19 protein-coding genes are annotated in these 20,034 nt (G+C 68.9%); 7 read left to right on the forward strand and 12 right to left on the reverse strand.

Annotated features, from left to right (window positions below):
* Positions 1 to 20: 20 nt before the first annotated feature.
* The 3 genes from VV867_RS27050 to VV867_RS27060 all read right to left on the reverse strand — a co-directional run bounded on the left by VV867_RS27050 (position 21) and on the right by VV867_RS27060 (position 2,579).
* A complete protein-coding gene (locus VV867_RS27050) occupies positions 21 to 1,145 on the reverse strand; it encodes an FAD-dependent oxidoreductase (protein ID WP_328568034.1) in 1,125 nt (374 codons plus the stop codon).
* A gap of 141 nt (positions 1,146 to 1,286) precedes the next feature.
* Positions 1,287 to 1,625 (reverse strand): Rieske (2Fe-2S) protein, encoded by a 339-nt coding sequence (locus tag VV867_RS27055; protein ID WP_371921174.1) that lies wholly within the window; start codon positions 1,623 to 1,625, stop codon positions 1,287 to 1,289.
* A gap of 12 nt (positions 1,626 to 1,637) precedes the next feature.
* Positions 1,638 to 2,579 carry a VOC family protein gene (locus VV867_RS27060; protein WP_328568035.1) on the reverse strand — a complete coding sequence of 314 codons (942 nt, stop codon included), beginning with the start codon at positions 2,577 to 2,579 and terminating at the stop codon, positions 1,638 to 1,640.
* Positions 2,580 to 2,862: 283 nt separating this feature from the next.
* On the opposite strand from VV867_RS27060, the gene VV867_RS27065 reads away from it, so the two are divergent.
* The 3 genes from VV867_RS27065 (at position 2,863) to VV867_RS27075 (ending at position 6,539) form a co-directional block, all read left to right on the forward strand.
* Complete coding sequence (locus VV867_RS27065; RefSeq protein WP_089393275.1) at positions 2,863 to 3,801, forward strand: LysR family transcriptional regulator; 939 nt, start codon at positions 2,863 to 2,865, stop codon at positions 3,799 to 3,801.
* 183 nt (positions 3,802 to 3,984) lie between these two features.
* Entirely contained in the window at positions 3,985 to 5,142 is a 1,158-nt protein-coding gene (locus tag VV867_RS27070; RefSeq protein WP_328568036.1) for an alpha/beta hydrolase family protein, read from the forward strand.
* Positions 5,143 to 5,345: 203 nt separating this feature from the next.
* Positions 5,346 to 6,539 carry a Fic family protein gene (locus VV867_RS27075; protein WP_275630044.1) on the forward strand — a complete coding sequence of 398 codons (1,194 nt, stop codon included), beginning with the start codon at positions 5,346 to 5,348 and terminating at the stop codon, positions 6,537 to 6,539.
* A 46-nt stretch (positions 6,540 to 6,585) separates the two neighbouring features.
* Here VV867_RS27075 and VV867_RS27080 read toward each other — a convergent pair whose 3' ends face one another.
* Entirely contained in the window at positions 6,586 to 6,966 is a 381-nt protein-coding gene (locus tag VV867_RS27080; protein WP_328568037.1) for a nuclear transport factor 2 family protein, read from the reverse strand.
* A 259-nt stretch (positions 6,967 to 7,225) separates the two neighbouring features.
* Between VV867_RS27080 and VV867_RS27085 the strand changes: the two genes are divergently transcribed.
* Both VV867_RS27085 and VV867_RS27090 read left to right on the forward strand, forming a co-directional pair.
* Positions 7,226 to 8,569 (forward strand): metal-dependent hydrolase family protein, encoded by a 1,344-nt coding sequence (locus VV867_RS27085; RefSeq protein WP_275630042.1) that lies wholly within the window; start codon positions 7,226 to 7,228, stop codon positions 8,567 to 8,569.
* Positions 8,570 to 8,571: 2 nt separating this feature from the next.
* Positions 8,572 to 9,015, forward strand: coding sequence for a GlcG/HbpS family heme-binding protein (locus tag VV867_RS27090; RefSeq protein ID WP_275630041.1), 444 nt, complete (start codon positions 8,572 to 8,574; stop codon positions 9,013 to 9,015).
* On the opposite strand, the gene VV867_RS27095 is transcribed toward VV867_RS27090, so the two are convergent.
* From VV867_RS27095 to VV867_RS27120, 6 genes are all read right to left on the reverse strand, one after another.
* Positions 9,006 to 9,935 (reverse strand): LysR family transcriptional regulator, encoded by a 930-nt coding sequence (locus tag VV867_RS27095; protein ID WP_275630040.1) that lies wholly within the window; start codon positions 9,933 to 9,935, stop codon positions 9,006 to 9,008. The genes VV867_RS27090 and VV867_RS27095 overlap by 10 nt on opposite strands.
* A gap of 345 nt (positions 9,936 to 10,280) precedes the next feature.
* Positions 10,281 to 11,306, reverse strand: a complete 1,026-nt coding sequence (locus tag VV867_RS27100; protein WP_275630039.1) for a GlxA family transcriptional regulator — start codon at positions 11,304 to 11,306, stop codon at positions 10,281 to 10,283.
* Positions 11,307 to 11,324: 18 nt separating this feature from the next.
* Positions 11,325 to 12,737: a GABA permease gene (gabP, locus tag VV867_RS27105; RefSeq protein WP_328568038.1), complete on the reverse strand. Its 1,413-nt coding sequence runs from the start codon at positions 12,735 to 12,737 to the stop codon at positions 11,325 to 11,327.
* Positions 12,738 to 13,179: 442 nt separating this feature from the next.
* On the reverse strand, positions 13,180 to 13,389 hold the full coding sequence (locus VV867_RS27110) for a cold-shock protein (protein WP_009620169.1): 210 nt from the start codon (positions 13,387 to 13,389) through the stop codon (positions 13,180 to 13,182).
* A 343-nt stretch (positions 13,390 to 13,732) separates the two neighbouring features.
* The gene (locus VV867_RS27115) at positions 13,733 to 13,990 is read right to left on the reverse strand and encodes a hypothetical protein (RefSeq protein WP_109935740.1); all 258 of its coding nucleotides are present in this window, start codon (positions 13,988 to 13,990) and stop codon (positions 13,733 to 13,735) included.
* 166 nt (positions 13,991 to 14,156) lie between these two features.
* Positions 14,157 to 15,284: an AGE family epimerase/isomerase gene (locus VV867_RS27120; protein WP_328568039.1), complete on the reverse strand. Its 1,128-nt coding sequence runs from the start codon at positions 15,282 to 15,284 to the stop codon at positions 14,157 to 14,159.
* A 191-nt stretch (positions 15,285 to 15,475) separates the two neighbouring features.
* On the opposite strand from VV867_RS27120, the gene VV867_RS27125 reads away from it, so the two are divergent.
* Positions 15,476 to 16,075 (forward strand): NAD(P)H-binding protein, encoded by a 600-nt coding sequence (locus VV867_RS27125; RefSeq protein ID WP_328568040.1) that lies wholly within the window; start codon positions 15,476 to 15,478, stop codon positions 16,073 to 16,075.
* 5 nt (positions 16,076 to 16,080) lie between these two features.
* The gene (locus VV867_RS27130) at positions 16,081 to 16,425 is read left to right on the forward strand and encodes a hypothetical protein (protein WP_275630035.1); all 345 of its coding nucleotides are present in this window, start codon (positions 16,081 to 16,083) and stop codon (positions 16,423 to 16,425) included.
* Between the two features lie 39 nt (positions 16,426 to 16,464).
* On the opposite strand, the gene VV867_RS27135 is transcribed toward VV867_RS27130, so the two are convergent.
* On the reverse strand, positions 16,465 to 18,159 hold the full coding sequence (locus VV867_RS27135) for an NAD-dependent malic enzyme (RefSeq protein ID WP_328568041.1): 1,695 nt from the start codon (positions 18,157 to 18,159) through the stop codon (positions 16,465 to 16,467).
* An 85-nt stretch (positions 18,160 to 18,244) separates the two neighbouring features.
* Positions 18,245 to 19,531: a dicarboxylate/amino acid:cation symporter gene (locus VV867_RS27140; protein WP_109935743.1), complete on the reverse strand. Its 1,287-nt coding sequence runs from the start codon at positions 19,529 to 19,531 to the stop codon at positions 18,245 to 18,247.
* Between the last annotated feature and the right edge of the window lie 503 nt (positions 19,532 to 20,034).

Here is a 20,034-nt window from a genome sequence, read left to right on the forward strand (position 1 = left end):
GGCGCGCCGGGTACATGGGCTCAGATGGGGCGCGCGGTGACCTCCAGCATCTGCCGGACCAGGCCGATGCGGTCGAAGGACGGGTCCCGGGCGATCTCCTTCTCCCCGGCCAGCAGGGACTTCTCGGCGATGAACCTGCAGCGCTCGAAACGCCGGCCTATGAAGCGCTGCAGCTGCTCGGCCAGGCTGCCGCCGGCGGTGAGTTCCTCGGCCAGCACCACCGCGTCCTCGATGGCCATGCCGGCGCCCTGCCCCAGGTGCGGGGTGGTGGCGTGGGCGGCGTCGCCGATCAGCAATACCCGGCCGCGGTACCAGGGCTCGTCGACGAACACCGCCTCCAGCGGCTTGTAGACGACCTCGGCGCTGTCCGTGACCTGCTCGCGCAGTTCGCCGATCAGCCCGCCGAACCCGGCCAGGCGCTGGCGCAGGCCCTCGGCCAGGCCGGCCGGGTCCATCCAGGGGTTGCCCGGCTCGTGGGAGGTGGTGAACAGGTACATGAGGTCGTCGGCCAGCGGCACCAGGCCGGCGTTGCCCGAGGGGCCCTGGTAGTTGGCCAGGTGGTCGATGCCGGCGGCGCGCGGGAAGTTGTGGCGCCACACCGACTGGCCGGTGAAGCGCGGCTGGTACCTGTCGCCGAACAGCAGGCCGCGGACCCGCGAGTACAGCCCGTCGGCGCCCACCAGCAGCTGGTAGCGGCCCTGGCTGCCGTCGCTGAACAGCACGTCGACACCGCCGGCGTCCTGCTCGAAGCTCTCCACCGAGGTGCCCAGGCGCACCCGGGTGCCCAGTTCGATGGCGGTCTCGCTCAGCACCTTGTGCAGCGCGCGGCGGGAGATGCCGACGTTGGCCGGGTACTGCGGCCCCGCCAGGCGCTGGCCGGGGATGCGCGCCAGCTGCTGACCGGCGGTGGTGTAGATGGCTACGTCCTCGAAGGCGTAGGCGGCGTCCAGGTAGGCATCCAGCAGGCCCAGGCGGTGCATCTCGCGCACCACGTTGCTCTGCTGGATGATGCCGACGCCGTAGACGGTCCATTCGCTCTTCAGCTCGACCAGGTCGACGGCGATTCCCTTGCGGCGCAGGGCGATGGCGGCACACAGCCCGCCGATGCCGCCGCCGACGATCAGCACGTTGCTCACAGTATTCATGGCATCTCTCACGTCTTGTTCTTGTTGTCCGCACCGGCGAGCGGTGCGGCCGTTCTGCGTGCCCCGGGGCACAGCTTCCCGGCGGGGTCGGGCCTTGACCAATCGAGTCCGCGGATGCGACCTATCGCGCGGCGCGATACCTCAGCCTTGCAGTTGCGCCAGCGGCAATAGCAGCCAGCCGTCCTTCTCCTCGTGCGCCAGCGCTTCCAGCGCCTGGCCACGGCACGGGCCGTACACGCACTCGCCGCTGTCCGGGCGGAAGCGCGCGCCGTGGGCGTAGCAGACGACCCATTGGCCGTCGGCGCTGAGGAACCTGTCCTTGCGGTACTCCAGCGGCACGAGCAGGTGCGGGCAGCGGTTGCGGTACAGGCGCACCTGGCCGCGGTGGCGCAGGGCGAACAGGCCGTCCGCCCCCCTGCCCTGCGGGTCGAAGCCGCGCGCCTGGCCCTCGGCCAGCTCGTCGAGCCGGCACAGCGCCATGCACTCCACGGCTCAGCCCTGCTTTGGCGGCGGGCCGCTGGGCGCCCACTTCTCCCGCGAGGTGAAGAGGAACAGCTGCGAGTTGTCCGCCGACATCGGCGCCTGGCGCGCGGCCCAGGCGTCGTCGTGCTTGTCCATGTCGGCGTCGTACTCGATGTGGCAGCCCAGCGGGCTGTTGAAGTACCAGAACCAGTTGGAACCCAGCAGGTGCCGGCCCGGGCCCCAGAAGCTGGTCCAGCCCTTGTTCTGGAAGCGCGTGCCGGCCAGCAGCACTTCGGTGCCGCTGCCCAGGTGGAAGGTGAAGTGCTCGCAGCCCTGCATGTGCGGCGGCGTCTGGATCATGAACAGGCAGTGGTGGTCGTCCATGCCCGCCGTGCGCATGAAGGGGCCGACGCCGACGAAGCTGTCGGTGGTGACGAAGCCCAGGCGCTCGCGGTAGAAGGCCTCCCCCCTGGCGGCGTCGGGCACGAAGTACACGACGTGGGACAAGGTGCGCGGCAACGCCGGCATGTCCGGGGTGATGCCCAGCTGGTTGAGCGGGCGCTGCGGCGCGCTGCCAGGGGCGTTGGTCAGGTCGGCGGGGGCCTCGTACGGACGGCGGCAGCTGACCTGGAAGGCGATGGCGAAGCCCAGGTCGTCGACGCAGTGCAGCGCGCCGGCGGCATCACGGCGCACCTCGCGGTCGCGCCCCAGTTCGTCGGCGATGGCTTCCAGGTCGGCGGCGCCAGCCACGCCGTAGACGGTCTCGCGCAGGGAAGGCGTCGGGCCCAGGGCCGGCGGCAGGCTCGGATCGTCGCCGTGGCGGATGACGATGGCGGTGCCGTCGAGGGCTTCGAAGCGCCCACCGTCGGCGGTGAGTTGCGTGGCCGTGAGGCCGTAGTCGCGCAGGCAATCGGCACAGGCCTGGATATCGTCGACACCGAAGACCAGGGCGTCGAGGCCAAGGATGTTCATGGCTACCACTCCATTGAAATTATGATTCGGCGCCGGGCAGGGGGCCGCCGGTGGTGGGTCGCCGCGGCACGGGGGCCGCTCGACTGGGGCGCAGGTTGGCGGGCGCCATGGCGCCCTGACCAATCGCATGTGGGGATGCGAGGCATCGCCGAATGCGATACCTGGGCGCGGGCCCATGGCGGCGGGCGTTTGCCGCCCACTCATGGCGCAGCGGTCTTGACGTATCGGGGATGCGGCGGGAAGGTATCGCGAAAATAACTACAACAAGCCTGAGCCATCTGCCATGCGATTCCACCACCTGGACCTGAACCTGCTGGTGGCGCTGGATGTGCTGCTGGAAGAGCAGAACATCACCCGCGCCGCCGAACGCCTGCACATGACGCAGTCGGCCACCAGCGGCGTGCTCGGCCGCCTGCGCACCTTCTTCGAGGACGAGCTGCTGGTGCAGGTCGGCCGCAAGATGCAGCCCACCCCCTACGCCCTGGAACTGGCGGGGCCCGTGCGCGAGGTACTGCTGACCATCCGCTCCTCGATCACCGCCAAACCGGTGTTCGACCCGGCCAGCAGCAAGCGCCACTTCCGCCTGGTGACCTCCGACTACCTGATCAGCGTGCTCTTCGCCCAGGTGATCCAGAAGATCCACCAGCAGGCCCCGCACATCACCTTCGAGATGCTCAGCCCCGGCGACAACAGCGCCGAGCTGCTGATGCGCGGCGAGGTGGACATGATGATCGTGCCCGAGCGCTACATCATCGACGGCCACCCGGCGCAGCTGCTGTTCGAGGAGGACCACGTCTGCGTGGTCTGGCGCGACAACCCGGCGGTGGGCGAGAGCCTGACCCTGGAGCAGTACATGCAGATGGGCCACATCTCGGTGGGCTTCGGGCGCAACCGGCACCTGAGCATCGAGGACTGGTTCATGAGCCAGTACGGTTTCAACCGCCGCCTGGAAGTGATCACCAACGACTTCAACACCCTGCCCCAGCTGCTGGTCGGCACCCAGCGCGTGGCCACCATGCACCGCCGCCTGGCCGAGCTGTACGCGCATTACCTGCCGCTGCGCATCCTGCCGCCGCCGGTGAAGATCCCGGTGATGCGCGAATACATGCTCTGGCACCGCAGCATGGAAGGCGACCCCATGCACCGCTGGCTGCGCGAGCGCATCCGCGACTTCATCCAGAGCCTCGACCAGCAGCCCGAAGCCCTGCGCCACACCGGCTGACCCCGCCCCATCGCCCCCGGCCGCCGCCAGGGCGCCGGGGCATCGCGTTTGGCGATACCTCGCATCCCCACTCGCGATTGGCGCAGCACCGCCCCGCCTACGTACCTTGCCGTCGAACCGCGCCCTGCGTGCCTGCCGCCATTCCCGGGCGCCGGAAAACCCGACCGCAGAAGGACAACAAGAATGTTCCGCTACTTCCCCACCAATTACGTCTGGAACCTCTCGGTGGACCTGGCCATCGAGATGGGCGCCCGCCTGGGCGAGATCGAGGAAATGTGCGCCCCGCTGCAGGAGGCCGCCAGGCAGCCCGACGCCGCCGGCACCCGGGCCTTCCGCGAGACCTGGTCGAAAATGGCCGACAAGCTCTGCGGCCTGGCCGAGGAAGACGAGGGCGCCGGCCGCCTGTTCTCCGCCGGCGAGAAGTACAACCGCGCCGCCACCTACTATCTCACCTGCGAACGCCTGCAGGCCCACGGCGCCCCGGGCCGCGAGGCGCTGTACCGGCGCTTCCTCGACACCTTCGCCCGCGGCGTCGCGCTGTCGAAGGAGAACTGCGAACGCGTGGAGATCCCCTACGAAGGCAAGCACATCGCCGGCCTGTACGTGCGCGCCGAGGGCGTGGAGGGCCCGGCGCCGCTGCTGGTGCAGGTCAACGGCCTGGATTCGACCAAGGAAATGAAATACCGCGTCGGCCTGCCCGCCTGGCTGGCCAAGCGCGGCGTGGCCTCGCTGATCATCGACCAGCCCGGCACCGGCGAGGCCCTGCGCCTGCACGGCCTGACCGCGCGCTACGACAGCGAGCACTGGGCCAGCCGCGTGTTCGACTGGCTGGAAACCCGCGCGGACGTCGACGCCAAGCGCACCGGCCTGGAAGGCGTGTCCCTGGGCGGCTACTACTGCCCGCGCGCGGTGGCCTTCGAACCACGCTTCGCCTGCGGCGTGGTATGGGGCGCCAACCACGACTGGCGCGACATGCAGAAGCGCCGCCTGGAGAAGGAAGGCGACTTCCCGGTGCCGCACTACTGGGCCCACGTGCAATGGGTCTGGGGCGCGAAGGACATCGACGAATTCATGGGCATCGCCGAGAACGTCCACCTGGACGGCGTGCTCGAACGCATCCGCGTGCCCTTCCTGGTCACCCACGGCGAGAAGGACTCGCAGATTCCGCTGAAATGGGCGCACCGCACCTACGAGCAACTGGTGAACAGCCCGAGGCGCGAGCTGAAGATCTTCACCGAGCGCGAAGGCGGCGTGCAGCACTCCAGCTTCGACAACAGCATCAACGCCGGGCAGTACATCGCGGACTGGGTGGCGGAGACGCTGGGTGGGCGTACGGCCTGAGGGCTCCGGGGTCTTCCTTGCTGCGGCACCGGATCACGGTGCCGTTCCCCGCTGCCGGGCGTGCCGGCGCCCTGCCGGTAAAAATATGAAGAAAAACTTTCTTAATGACTCTCTAAAACCAAATACAAGCCGCAATACATAAGGGTTTGCAGCCTTACGAAATGTGAATTTAAATGTGAAGAAATTCACCCAGGAAAGCAGCAATGCCGCTGATCACCGACAAGGGCTGGCTGGACCCGATACTGCCGGAAGAGCTGCCGGCCTCGATCATCGAACGGGCTGACGCCCTGCCGGGCAAGGCGGCCTTCCTGGCAGGCCGCCTGGCCAGGCAAACGAGCGAGCAGCTCGGGCAACTGCTGCAGATAACCAACAGCTACTATTCGAACCTCATCGAGGGCCGCTATACCGAGATCGCAATGATGCAGCAGGCGCAGGCCGCGCCACGCCGCGAGCGTCTCCTGCTGCAAGACCTGGCCATCAGGCACATGCAGGCGCAGGCGGTGTTCGAACGGGCCCTGCGGCGCTTCCCCACCGCGCAATGGAGCGACTTGTTCGAACCGGCGCTGGTGCAGCGCGTGCACGAACGCCTGTTCGACGATACCGATGATGCCAGCCGGTGCCTCGACGACGGCCGCTTCCTGCAACCGGGCCAGCTGCGCGCCAGGCCGGACGAGGAAGTCGCCATCGGCGGCAGGCCCGCGCCGGCCGCCTCTGTCGTGCTGCCGATGCTGCGTCACCTGCGCGATGGCTTCGGACGCGCCCGCGACCCACGCCGCCGGCTGATCGGCGCCCTCGCCTACCATCACCGGCTGGCCTTCGTGCACCCGTTCCTCGACGGCAACGGGCGCACCACACGGCTGATGACCCATATCCACCTCGTTGCCCTGGGCCTGCGGCCGACGCTCTGGTCCCTGTCTCGCGGCCTGGCGCGCCAGCACCAGGACTACTATCGGATGCTGGCGCTGGCCGACCGCCCTCGCGAAGGCGACCTGGACGGACGCGGCAAGCTGAGCCGCAAGCACTACTTCGCCTTCATCGAGTTCATGCTGGACGTCTGCCACGACCAGATCGACTACATGACCCAGGCCGTCGACCCGACAGCCCTGCGCGAGCGAGTGGTGCGGGCATTCCGCTATAACGCCCAGCTACGCGCGGCCGGCGCCCGGGAGGAAAGCGCAGCGGCGGTCCATGCCCTGCTGGTGCAGGGCGAGATGCCACGCAGTGACTTCAAGACCTTCACCGGCCTGACGCCGCGCCCGGCGATCGATGAACTGAGCCGCCTGGTACGCCTGGGCGTGGTACTCAGCCCGACGCCGAAATCCCGCAGCGTGCAGCCAGGGTTGCCGGCCTGGTTCGCCCAGGAGATATTCCCGGACCTCCATCGACGCTTCCAGTAGCCCGGACGCACAAGCTAGCGGGCAAAGGCAAAATTACCGCGCCACCTCATGCTGGCGTGCGAGTGCCATGGAAGGCAGCGATCCGCCAACCACCGTCCTCCCTCACCCACAATTGCGTGGCGAAGCCCTCGGCGCGCACCGGTTCGCCGCCGCCGCGCTTCTGCAGCAGGTTGCACTGCGGCCCGCTCATCAGCGCCAGGGCGTCGCCGAACAGGCGTACCCGCAGTTCGCCGCGCTCCACCGCCAGGTAGCGCACCGCGTGGCGGGCGTAGTCCAGGTACTGCGCCCTGTCCTGCACCAGGCCGGTGGTGTGCACGTAGAGCAGGTCGTCGGCGAAGAGTCGCTCCAGGCCGGCGTGGTCCTCCTCCACCAGCGCGCGCTGGCGCGCCTGCTCCAGGGCCAGCAGTTCGGTACGGATGTCGTTCATGGTGGTTTCCTCGTGGGTTGATGGCGGCGGCATCCTCGCCCTGCCCGCCCCGGCGGGAAAAATCGCCATTGGCCATGCCTGGCATCGCCACTGCCGATACCTGCCCCGCATCGCTTGCCCCATGCCCGGAACCCAGGCGCCATGCGCCCGCGCCAGGTATCGACGGCATCGATGGCCGGGCATCGACAGCATCTGTTGGTCAGCCGGGGCGCAGCGCCCTAGCCTGCCGGCACAACGAGAAGCCGAGGAGAAACCGCCCATGGGCGCCCTGCACCTGCACTGTTCCACCCTGTTCGACGGCACCGGCCTGCAGGCCCGCCACGAACAGACGCTGATCATCGACAACGGCCTGGTCCGCCACGTCGGCCCCAGCGCCACGGCGCCGCGCCCGCAAGCGGGCGACCGCGAGGAGCGCGCCGCCTTCGTCATGCCCGGGCTGGTGGACGTGCACACCCACCTGGCCTTCGGCAACGCCCAGAGCGAGGAAGACATCGATCTCTGGACCAGCGACGAGTTCCGCGCCCTGCGCGGGCTGTTCTTCGCCCAGCACGTGCTCGCCGCCGGGGTCACCTCCATGGTCTGCCCCGGCGACAGCGGCCAGCTCAGCATCGCCGTGCGCAACACCGTCAACGCCGGCCTGTTCGAGGGCCCGCGCATCGCCGCCAGCAGCCGCGTGATCACCAACCGGCAGAGCCTCAACGACTGGTTCCCCAGCCGCGTCGGCGCCCCCGAATACTTCACCGCCGCCCTGGTCACCAGCCGTACCGAGGCCATTGCCGAGATCCGCCGGCAGGCCAAGGACGGCGTCGACCTGATCAAGATCGCCATGGACGGCACCCACCGCCGGCCCAACGGCGAGATCATCGCCGCCTTCACCGCCGAGGAGACCCGCGAGATGGTCGAGGAAGCCCACCGCCTGGGCTGCCGGGTGGCCACCCACGCCTATGGCCGCGAGGCGGTGATGTATGCGGCGAAGGCCGGCGTGGACCTGGTGTTCCACGCCTTCTACATGGACGACGCCTGCATCGAGGCGCTACTGGAAGCCGGCAGCGTGCTGGCCCCGACCATGACCTTCCCGCAGAACACCGTGGACTTCTGCCAGGCCCACGACCCGGCCATCGCCACCGGCTACGCCGGCTACTGCGCGCGCACCCTGGAGCTGGGCACGCCGGTGCTGCGCCGCGCCAAGGCCGCCGGCATCCCCTTCGCCTGCGGCAGCGACAGCGGCTTCGCCGTCACCCCCTACGGCGAATGGCACGCCCGCGAGCTGGAACTGCTGGTGACGCGCCTGGGCTTCACCCCCGCCGAGGCGCTGTACGCCGCCACCAACGTCGGCGCCCGGCTGATGCCACGCGGCGAAACCCTGGGCACGCTGGAAGCGGGCAGGCAGGCCGACCTGCTGGTGCTCGACGGCTCGCCCCTGGACGACATCCGCGTCCTCCAGGACCGCCAGCGCCTGCTCGCCGTGTACAAGGCCGGCGAGCCGGTGCGCCTGCAGCGCACGGCCTACGACCCCAGGCAGGTCTCGGACTTCAATTCGCTGAAATGGACCGACCTCTATACCCGCGACCGCGTCGCCCAACTCGGCAAATGGAGCCTGTGAGCATGACCACCCTCGACTTCGAGCACGCCACGCGCCTGGCCGCCGCCACCCTGCGCCACGCCCGCGAGCTGGGCGTGCGCCCGCTGGCCGCCGCGGTACTGGACGCCGCCGGCCATCCGCTGGCCGTGCTGCGTGACGAACGGGCCAGCTTCCTGCGCCCGCAGATCGCCAGCGGCAAGGCCCGCGGCTGCCTCGGCATGGGCTTCGGCGGCCGCGAACTGGCACGCCGCGCCCAGGCCATGCCGGCGTTCTTCGATGCGATCAACAGCCTGACCGGAGGCGAGGTGATCCCGGTGCCCGGCGGCATCCTGCTGCGCGACGACGCCGGCAACCTGCTCGGCGCCATCGGCGTCAGCGGCGACACCTCCGACAACGACGAGCGCTGCGCCCTGCTGGCCATCGAGGAACTGGGCCTGCGCGGCGACACCGGCGACCCTCAGGCCTGACCCAGCCCCGCGGCCTGCTCCGCCAGCAAGGCGCGGAGCCAGGCCAGCGCCGGGTCCAGGTCCTGCTGCGGGTGCCACTGCAGCACCTGCGGCGCCGTCGGAAAGGCCAACGGCGCCGGCAGCACGCGCAGCGGGTAGCGCCGCGCCAGGGCCTGCGCCTGGCGGCGGAACAGCGTGGCCACCCGCGGCGTGCCGACGATGAACTCGGCCATCAGCGAAAAGCTCTGCACCGCGACGGCCACGCGCCGCTCGATGCCCAGTTCGCGCAGGTGCAGGGCGTCCATGGCCAGGTTCTGGCCGTCGGCGAACTCGCGCAGCACGTGCTCGGCGGCGCAGTAGTCGGCCAGGCTCAGGCCGCCGGCGAAGGCCGGTTGCCCGGCGCAGACGATGCAGCACAGCTCGTCGCCGAGCAGCGGCATCTGCGGGTAGCGGGGGTTCACCCGGCGCTGCGGCACTATCACCAGGTCGCTGCGGCGGTATTCCAGGGCTTCGGCCACCACGTCGCCGTCGCGCGGCAGCGGCAGGTCGCGCAGCACCAGCGAGGCGCCCGGCGCCCGTTGCGACAGAGCCCGGCTGGCCGCGGGCAACAGGGTCGCCACCACATAGTCCGACGCCACCAGGGTGAAGCGCCGGTCGCACTGCGAAGGGTCGAAGAGCACCGCCGCATCCACCACCTCCCCCGCCAGGGCCAGGGCCTCGCGTACCTTGGGCAGCAGCTGGCGGCCCAGGGCACTGGGCGCCAGGCCCCGCCCCAGGGGTACCAGCAGCGGGTCGTTGAAATGCTCGCGCAGGCGCGCCAGCGCCGCGCTGGTGGCCGACTGGCCCAGGTTGAGGCGTTCGGCGGCCCGGCTGACGCTGCATTCGTCGAGCAGCGCGGCCAGGGCCACCAGCAGGTTGAGGTCCAGACGTCGGTAGCGCATGGGCGCTTTATACCCCGCGCGCCGCCGCCAACGGAGCGCGTTTGCCGCTGGCAGGTATCGCGCCGGGCGATACCTCGGCGCCGGCATTCTCCCGTAGGACGCCGTCCGCGATTGCCGGGAACACCGGCGCGGATCGCGGATGGAATCCGCTCCTACGCCGCCCCTTCCAACCCGTAGGGCGCATAACGCCTACGGCGTTATCCGCCAACCACCACAATTTTCCTGGGCACCGGTGTTCCGCCCTACGCACATCTTCCACCCGTAGGAGCGGACTCCGTCCGCGATTCGCGCGCAGGGCGCGCTCCTACAGGGGAATGACGTGGCTGGGGTCTTCGCCGGCACGCCCTACCTCGCCGACTTCACGCACCCGTAACGCACCTCTTTCGACGGCGGATAGCCGTAGAAGGATGTGTAGCACTTGCTGAAATGGCTGGGCGAAACGAAGCCGCAGGCCAGGCTCACCTCGAACATCGGCAGGTCCGAGTGCTGCAGCAGGCGGCGGCTCTCGGTGATGCGCAGCTCCAGGTAGTAGCGCACCGGCGTGGTGCCCAACTGCTGCTGGAACAGCCGCTCGATCTGCCGCTTGGAACGGCCGACGTAGCTCGCCAGCTGGTCCTGGCTGAGGGGCTCCTCGATGTTGGCGCTCATCAGGTTGATGGCCTCGCGCAGCGGCTCGCTGAGCTTCTCGTGCAGCGCCGGGCGGGCACGGCGGAAGCGCGATTCCTCGAAGGCCAGGATGTCCGCCACGGCGTCCACCAGTTCGCGGCCGTGCAGCGCGTCCATCCATTCCAGCACCATGTTGAAGGCCCCGGTCGGGCTGGCGGCGGTGAAGCGGTCGCGGTCGACCATGTAGCTCTCGCTGGTGACTTCGCTGTGCCGGGCGATCTCCGCCAGCGCTGCGCGGTTCTCCGGATGCACCGCGCAGCGGTAGCCGTCCAGCAGGCCGGCCTGGCCGAGGAACCAGGCGCCGTTCCACAGCCCGGCCAGGGCCACGCCCTTCTCCGCTGCCAGTTGCAGCAGGCGCGTCAGTTCCGGCGTAGTGCGCAGCGGCGTGCGTAGGCCGCCGCAGAGCACCAGCAGGTCCAGCCCGGCGAGCGCCGCCGGCGCCAGGGCCGTACCCGGGCAGATGACCAGCCCCAGGTCGCTGGTGACCGATTCGCCGTCCAGGCTGAAGGTCCCGGTAGCGAAGGTGTCGGCGCGGATCAGGTTGGCCGTGACCAGGGTGTCCAGCGCCTGGGTGAAGGCCGGCAGGGAGAAGTGCTCCAGCAGCAGGAAGCCCACCCGCCCCTGGCGTTGCGTGCCCGCCCGGGGCGCGGAAACGAACCTGAGGTTGCGGCCCTGCATGGCACCGCTGAATTGCCGCCGTTCCACCAATCGCGACTCCTGCCGTCAGCCGGCCGAACGCAGCGGATCGAGGCGCCCGCCGGCCTGGGCGCCCTGGCGCCGGGTGGTGAAGCTCAACAGCACGGTCGCCACGGTCAAGCCGAGGGTGGAGCTCACCTCGATGCGGTGCTCCGGCAGGATGAACATCACCACCAGCACGCCGCTGATGAAGGCGATCACCGCCCAGGTCAGCCAGGGGAACAGCCACATGCGGCAGGCGATCGCCTGGTTGCGCCGCTGCAGGGTGGCGCGCATGCGCAGCTGCGAAACGGCGATGGCCAGGTACACCAGCAGGGCGATGGAGCCGGAGCTGGCGAGGAGGAAGTCGAACACCCGCGCCGGGGCGATGAAGTTCAGCACGGTGGTGAGCATGCCGATCAGCGTGCTGGCGATCACCGCCGCCCGCGGCACGCCCGCCGCCGAGGTGCGCTGGATGAAGGCCGGCGCATCGTTGCGGCGGCTCAGCGAGTAGATCATCCGCGAGGCGATGTAGATCGACGAGTTCAGGCAGCTGGCCACGGCCACCAGCACCACCAGATCCATCATCAGCTTGGCGTGGGGCACGCTCATCAGCTCCAGGGCGCGCTGGTAGGAGCCCTGGGTCGTCAGCATGGGGTCGTCCCAGGGCACCACCGAGATGATCACCAGGATCGACAGCAGGTAGAACACGCTGATGCGCCAGATCACCGAGCGCGTGGCCTTGGCGATGTTGCGCCGCGGGTCGCTGGACTCGGCGGCGGCGATGGTCACCGCCTCGGTGCCGATGAAGCTGAACAGCGTGGTGATCAGCGCGGTGAAGATGGCACCCCAGCCGTTGGGCAGGAAGCCGCCGTGCCCGCGCATCAGGTTGCCCAGGCCGCTGACCTGGTGCCCCGGCAGCACGCCGAGCAGCGCCGCCGCGCCCAGGCTGATGAACAGCACGATGGCGCCCACCTTGAGCATGGCGAACCAGAATTCGAACTCGCCGTACTTGGCCACGCTGAACAGGTTGGTGACGGTCAGCAGCAGGGTCATCACCAGGGCGAACACCCATGTCTGCACCTGGGGGAACCAACTGTTGAAGATCACCCCGGCGGCGATCGCCTCGATGGGGATCACCAGCACCCAGAACCACCAGTACAGCCAGCCGATGGTGAAGCCGGCCCAGCGGCCGATGGCCTGGTCGGCGTAGGCGGAGAAGGAACCGGTGTCGGGGTTGGCCACCGCCATCTCGCCCAGCATGCGCATCACCAGCACCACCAGCAGCCCGGACAGGGCGTAGGCGAGGATCGCGGCGGGCCCCGCGGCGGCGATGGCGTGGCCGGAGCCGACGAACAGCCCCGCGCCTATGATCCCGGCGATGGACAGCATGGTCACGTGGCGCGGCTTGAAGCCCTGGACCAGTTCGCCACTGGCGCATTTGGCACTTGGAATACTCATCGGTCGGCCTTTTATTGAACTTGTTATGAGGTGGCACGGCGCCACCTGGCGGGCGCCGGAGACTGCCGGACGCGGGCACAACCCTATTCCAGGGCGTCGCCCGAGCATTTGCCCAGGATCGCCATGGGCATGAGCAAAAACGACATGGCCCCGCCCGCGAGCGCCCAGGGCCGGGGCTGGCGGTGCCATGAAAGCGACATCGACGGCGGGGCGAGGAGGCAGGCGCCTCGGTGGGGCGGGATCAGGCGCAGTGGCTCAGCGACTGCCCAGTGGTGTGCAGCGCTCGATTCGGAGCGAGGAAGGCGATGACGCCGGGACGGGAATGCCTGGCTGGCGAGCGAAGGGAGAAGGGAGAAGGGAGAAGGGAGAAGGCGGGAATTTTCCGGGCACAAACGAAAAGCCCCGCAATGCGATGCGGGGCTTCGGGCACTCGAGAGTGCTCTTACAGGGCTTGAACCTGCTCGGCTTGCGGGCCTTTGGCGCCGGCAGTCACGAGGAAGCTGACGCGCTGGCCTTCGTCCAGGGACTTGTAGCCGGTGGATTCGATCTGGCGGAAGTGAACGAAGACGTCCGGGCCGCTTTCCGGGGTGATGAAGCCGAAGCCCTTCTCAGCGTTGAACCACTTGACGGTACCAGTTTGGCGGTTTGCCATGATGTAGATCTCCAAGGTAGGAACGAGCACAGGCGACATGCCTGGCTGGAACTGAATGCAGAGTGAAGAGAAACCGAGGAGATGGAAATCAGAACTGGCTGAGCATCAATACGGAGCCGCTAAACCGGGCAGGCAGTGGTGGCAGGATACAGGGTTCAGCGGATTTGGACAGCATTTTCTTTTCCGCGCCGTGATTCTGGACGATCGGTCGCATTGCCACACCGCCCAGCTTCCGTCTTTACGCCCCTGGCCAGGCGCTCGGGAACGGCGCCGACGGCAAGCGCCGGCGGCCGGGTGAATGCCTCGGCACGCACCCGCGCCGGCCGTTGCCCATCGATCCGCGTCAGGCGTGGCCGTCCAGTTGCCCTACCCAGCGCTCGGCCGCGGCGAAGGAGGCCTCGAAGGCGGCCTCGTGGGATTCCCAGGGCCCGATGACGACGTCCAGCGGCGATACGCTCGCCGGCATGTTCGCCAGCGAAAGCAGCATCTCGGCGACCTTGCCGGGGCCTATGTAGCGCGGCGAGATGAGCACCGCCACCCCGCTGGAGGTGGTGTACTCGCTGGGCGGCATGAAGTTCGGCTCGCTGGTGTGCTGTTGCATGCATCGTTCCCCCCGGCCCGCTGGCAGGCCGTGCAGATGGTTGGAGTTGCGCGAGGTGGCGGACGGTCGCCCACCCTTTCACGGACTCTCCAGCTTGCCAGCGGTTCCGGCGGATCGCCCCTGCCGAAGGCATGGCCGCCAGGCGGTAGCCAGGCGGCCGCGGGCTTCAGGCGCGCTCGATCAGGGCCTGCAGCGCCTGGTAGGCGCCCAGCAGGTGGTAGGGTGTGGTGGACGGCATGTCCGCGCGCAACACCGCGCCGTCCGGCGCCAGCACCTCGTGCCAGCCGCCGTGGTGCAGGAAGCGCGAACGGAAGCGCTCGGTCCACAGCGCCAGGGTGTCGAGGGACTGGGCACTGCCCTCCACGGCCAGGGCCCGGGCGAACTCGGTCTGCGCCCAGATGCGCTGGGTGGCGTCCTGCAGGGCGCCGTCCGCCGCCAGCGCGGCGCTCACGCCGAGGGTGCCGGCGGCCACGCCATGCCGCTGGGCGAAGACGAAGGCACGGCGCAGCGCGGCCTCCAGGGCGGAACCGGCGAACAACGCCGGCGCGCCCATGACCAGCGAGAACCATTCGAACTGGTGTCCCGGCTCGATGCGGTTGCCCGCCTCGCCTTGCGGCAACTCGGCCACACAGCCGCTGGCCGGGTCGACGAAGCGCGCCAGCAGCGTCTGGCCCATCTCCCGCAGGCGCTGCCCGTACCAGGCGTCGCCGTCGATGGCGTAGGCCGCCAGGTAGGCCTCGGTGAGGTGCATGATGGGGTTCTGCAGCACAGGCGCGCCATCGTCGGCGAAATCCTCGGCCAGCGCGGACAGGTACAGCCCCTCGCCGTCTGCGAAGCGCTGCTCGATCAGCTCGGTGGTGCGCGTCATCAGCTCCAGCGCGGCGGCGCTGCCGCTGAGCCGGTGATACTGCGCGCAGGCGAACACCACGAAGGCGAAGGTGTAGAGGTCGCGGCGACTGTCCAGCGGCTGCCCGGCCGCGTCGATGCTGTAGAGCCAGCCCCCGCGACCATCGCCGAAATGGCGCTGCAGCGCGGCGAACAACGCCTCGGCCCGGGCCGCGTCGGCAGGCCCCGCATGGCTGAAGATGAATAACTGGCGGGCGCAGGCCATGGTGCGGTAGCGCACCGCCGCCAGGGGCTGCCCGCTGCGGTCGTCGAGCGCCTCGTAGGGCAACTGCAGCGCGTCGTTCCAGCCGGCGGCACGCCAAAGCGGCAGGACGGTATCGGCGTAGTGGCGGGTCAACGCCGCGATGCCGGCGGCGAGGGATGGCGAAAGGGACGACGGGACGGGCATGCGACGGGTCTGCGTGAGAAAGAAAGGCGCAAACGCAGAAGATAGAGGAAAAGCCCCCCGGAAAGAACCCGCCCGCGCAAGGGCGGGCTCCACACCGGGCCCGACCGGTCGCCACGCGGGTGGAACCTCGGCCCTCGCCGGGGCTTCGATATGCATAGGTTCGCCTTGCCCACACAAGCGGAGGAAGCGCCATGCACAACCTCGAGACAGCCACGCTGAAGCTGGGCGTGTTCCGCCCCTTCGACAGCCTCGGCCAGGCCCTGGTCGCTGCCGCACTGCACCGGCAGCACGAGGTCAGCGCCCTGGTGGAAGACCTCAACAGCCTGCGTGCTCGCCCCGGCCTGCGCTGCAAGCTGGGTGGCCTGGCATCGTCCGTGGAGGTCAGCGAGGCCGTAATGGGGCTCGACGTGATCTTCGCCATGCTCGGCGACCAGCCGCCGCAACAACTGCCACCGCAGTGCGGCGCGCTCATCGACGGCGCGCTGCGCGCCGGCGTGCCGCGGCTGTTCCTGGTGGGCCACTGGCAATGGCTGGTGGCGCCGCAAGATGCCGCCGACGAGCAACTCGGCGCCGGCCTGGCCCGCAGCCTGGAAGTGAGCGGGCTGGACTGGACGCTGGTGGAAGCGCCGGCCCTGGTCGAAGGCCTGCGCATCGACGATTTCAGCCGCACCGCCGCGCCCGTCGACGTCGCGAGCCAGCAGGCGCTGGCCTGTGCCGAGGCATTGCTCGACGAGGTGCGCCTGGGGCTGCACCGTCGCCAGTGCCTGCGCCTTCGCGATCCGGGGAGCTGATGGCCATGTCCGGTCCGGATGCGTTCAGCCAGACGCTGGGCACCCTGCTCCTGGCGCTGGCCTTCAGCGCCTTCATCCTTTTCGTCCGCGGCTATCGCCCCGCCGGGGTCGGTGCCTTCTGGTACGACCTGGTGCTGGGCTTCGTCGGCCTGTGGCTGGCGCTCTGGCCGGAAGTCGCGACCTTCCTGCGCGAGACGAACGCCGCCAGCGCGCTGGGCCTGCTGCTGCAGGTCGTCGCCACCCTGCTGGGCGGGTTGCTCGGCGCCGGCGTGGCCAAGGCCCTGCAGCTCACCCTGCAGGAGCGCCGCGCCGGGCGCCCGGCCCGCACCGGCGAGCACCGGAAGCGCTAGCGCCTCGCCGGCCCGGGCACCGGGCCATGCGTGGCCCGCTTACAGCGAGCGGCGACGATACTCCCGGTAGCGCGGTGCCCAGAAGTTGCGCTCGATGGCGGCGTAGAGCATGGCGTCCGGGGTTTCCAGCGCCACGCCCTCGGCCTGGGCCTGCTTGGCCACGGCGAAGGCGATGCGCCGGCTGACCTGCTGGATGTCACGTAGCGGCGGCAGCACCGCGTCGCCCTCCCCGGTCACCACCGGCGAACATTCGGCCAGGGCGTTGGAGGCGGCCATCAGCATCGCCTCGGTGACGCGCCGGGCGCCGGCGGCGATCACCCCCAGGCCGATGCCGGGGAAGATGTAGGAGTTGTTGCACTGGGCGATGTGGATGCTGCGCCCGCCGTGCTCCACCGGCTGGAACGGGCTGCCGGTGGCGACCAGCGCGCGGCCCTCGGTCCACTGGAGGATTTCCGCCGGGGTCGCCTCGACCCGCGAGGTCGGGTTGGACAGCGGCATCACCAGCGGCAGCGGGCAGTGCTTGTACATCTCGCGGACCACCGCCTCGCTGAACAGCCCGCGCTGCCCGGAAACCCCGATCAGCACCGTCGGTTTCGCCCGGCTCACCACCTCCAGCAGGCCGATGCCGTCCTCGCCGCGCTGCCAGTCGGCCACGTCGCCGGCCTTCTGCGCCAGCTTGCGCTGGAACTCCAGCAGGCCGTCCATGCCCTCCACCAGCAGGCCATGGCGGTCGACCATGAAGATGCGCTGGCGCGCCTGCGCCTCGCTCAGCCCCTCCAGTTGCATGGCGGCGATGATGTGCTCGGCGATGCCGCAGCCGGCGGAACCGGCGCCGACGAAGGTGATCACCTGCTCGCTGAGCTTCTGCTGCTTGACCTTGCACGCCGCCAGCAACGTGCCCACCGCCACCGAGGCGGTGCCCTGGATGTCGTCGTTGAAGCAGCACAGCTGGTCGCGGTAGCGCTCCAGCAGCGGCATGGCGTTGGTCTGGGCGAAGTCCTCGAACTGCAGCAGCACGCCCGGCCAGCGGCGCTGCACGGCGCGGATGAACAGCTCGACGAAGTCGTCGTAGTCCTTGCCGCTGATGCGCGGGTGGCGCCAGCCCATGTACAGCGGGTCGTCCAGCAGCGCCTGGTTGTTGGTGCCCACGTCCAGCACGATGGGCAGCGTGTAGGCCGGGCTGATGCCGCCGCAGGCGGTGTACAGCGACAGCTTGCCGATGGGAATGCCCATGCCGCCGATGCCCTGGTCGCCCAGGCCGAGGATGCGCTCGCTGTCGGTGACCACGATGATCTTCACCTTGTCCTTGGTGGCGCTGCGCAGCACGTCGTCGATGCGCTCGCGGTCCGGCCAGGAGACGAACAGGCCGCGGTGGGTGCGGTAGATCTTCGAGAAGTCCTGGCAGGCCTGGCCCACCGTGGGGGTGTAGATGATCGGCAGCATTTCCTCCAGGTGGCCTTCGAGCAGGCGGAAGAACAGCGTCTCGTTGTTGTCCTGGATGGAACGCAGGTAGACGTGCCGGTCGAGGTCGGAGGCGCATTGCAGGTACTGCTGGTAGACGCGCTCGGCCTGTTCCTCGATGGTCTCCACGGTCTGCGGCAGCAGGCCGCTGAGGTTGAAATCGATGCGTTCCTGCGGGGTGAAGGCGCTGCCCTTGTTCAGCAGCGGCATCTCCAGCAGCGCCGGGCCGGAATAGTGGGTGTACAGCGGGTAGTTCGACTTGCGTTCGGTCATGGCTTTCTCCACTGCCTGCATGACGGGCTTCAGGAAACGACAGCGCCCCGTGCAGGGGCGCCGTAGAGGGTAGCGCGTGAAGCTTTCAATGATCCATCGATGCTTCCAGCGCCGAGGGTCCGGCGGCCAGTTCGCGATGCAGGGTTTCCTCGTCCAGTTCCTTGCACCACTTGGCTACCACAACGGTGGCCACGCCGTTGCCCACCAGGTTGGTCAGCGCGCGAGCCTCGGACATGAAGCGGTCGATGCCGAGGATCAGCGCCAGGCCGGCGACCGGTAGGTGGCCCACGGCGGACAGGGTGGCAGCCAGGACGATGAAGCCCGAGCCGGTGACGCCGGCGGCTCCCTTGGAGGCGATCAGCAGCACCGCCAGCAGGGTCACCTGGTGGATGATGTCCATCTGCGTGTCGGTGGCCTGGGCGATGAACACCGCGGCCATGGTCAGGTAGATGGAAGTGCCGTCGAGGTTGAAGGAATAGCCGGTGGGGATCACCAGGCCGACCACGGTCTTGTCGCAGCCCAGTTTCTCCATCTTGGCGATCATCCGCGGCAGCGCCGACTCCGAGGAAGAGGTGCCGAGCACGATCAGCAGTTCCTCGCGGATGTAGTTGATGAAACGCAGGATGTTGAAGCCATGGAAGCGCGCGATGCTGCCCAGCACGAGGAGCACGAAGAGGATGCAGGTGAGGTAGAAGCAGGCCATCAGCTCGCCCAGTTGCACCAGCGAACCCACGCCGTAGGCGCCGATGGTGAAGGCCATGGCACCGAAGGCGCCGATGGGGGCGACCTTCATGATCACGTTGATGATGTTGAACATCACCTGGGTGAAGCGCTCGATGAACTGGAAGATCGGCTGGCCGTAGCTGCCCATGCGGTGCAGGGCGTAGCCGAAGAGCACGGAGAAGAACAGCACCTGGAGGATGTCACCGTTGGCGAAGGCGCCGACCACGGTGTTGGGGATGATGTTGAGCAGGAACTCGATGGTGCTCTGCTTCTCGCCGGCCGAGGCGTAGGCGGCGACCTTGCTGGTATCCAGACTTGCCGGGTCGACGTGCATGCCCACACCCGGCTGGACGATGTTGACCACCGCCAGGCCGATGATCAGGGCGATGGTGGAAACCACCTCGAAGTACAGCAGGGCCATGCCACCGGTCTTGCCCACCGCCTTCATGCTCTGCATGCCGGCGATGCCGGTGACCACGGTGCAGAAGATGATGGGCGCGATGGCCATCTTGATCAGTTTGACGAAGCCGTCGCCCAGGGGTTTCATCAGCACCGCCGTGTGCGGATAGAAGTGGCCCAGGGCAACACCGATGGCGATGGCGATCAGCACCTGCACGTAGAGGCTCTTGTAGAAGGGTTTCTTGCTCATGGCGGCTACCTTTCTCCAGATCGGCGCCGGCCCTCCTGGCCCTGGCACCCGACTCCACGAACGGGCCTCCCCATCCTCGAGAGCGCGTCCTGCAGACGGTGGACTCCCGGTGAAGCCGTGCGGTGGCTGGGAGTTTGTTACCTGTTGTTTCTGACTATAGGCGCTGTGCAGCGAGGAGAAGTTCCGATTTCCAGGGGATTGCCATCGCGGTTATCCGCCGGTGGGCCTGGCGCGGGGGCAGGCGGCGGATAACGCCTGGGGCGTTATGCGCCCTACGATGCTTGCCAGCGGCAGCGGTATTTCGGTCAGACGTAGGGCGAATAACCGTTCGCGGTTATCCGCCGCTGGCCCCAACGGCATCGCCGGCCTGCCGGCTGGATCGCGGACGGAGTCCGCTCCTACGGGTACATGGCGCACAGGGTAACTGTAGGAGCGGGCCCTGCCCGCGATTCGCGCGCAGGGCGCGCTCCTACAGGGGAATGGTTTTCCCCGCGCCAAAGCAA

The sequence above is a fragment of the Pseudomonas sp. JH-2 genome (assembly GCF_036231725.1).
In the GTDB taxonomy this organism is placed as follows: Bacteria; Pseudomonadota; Gammaproteobacteria; order Pseudomonadales; family Pseudomonadaceae; genus Pseudomonas; species Pseudomonas delhiensis.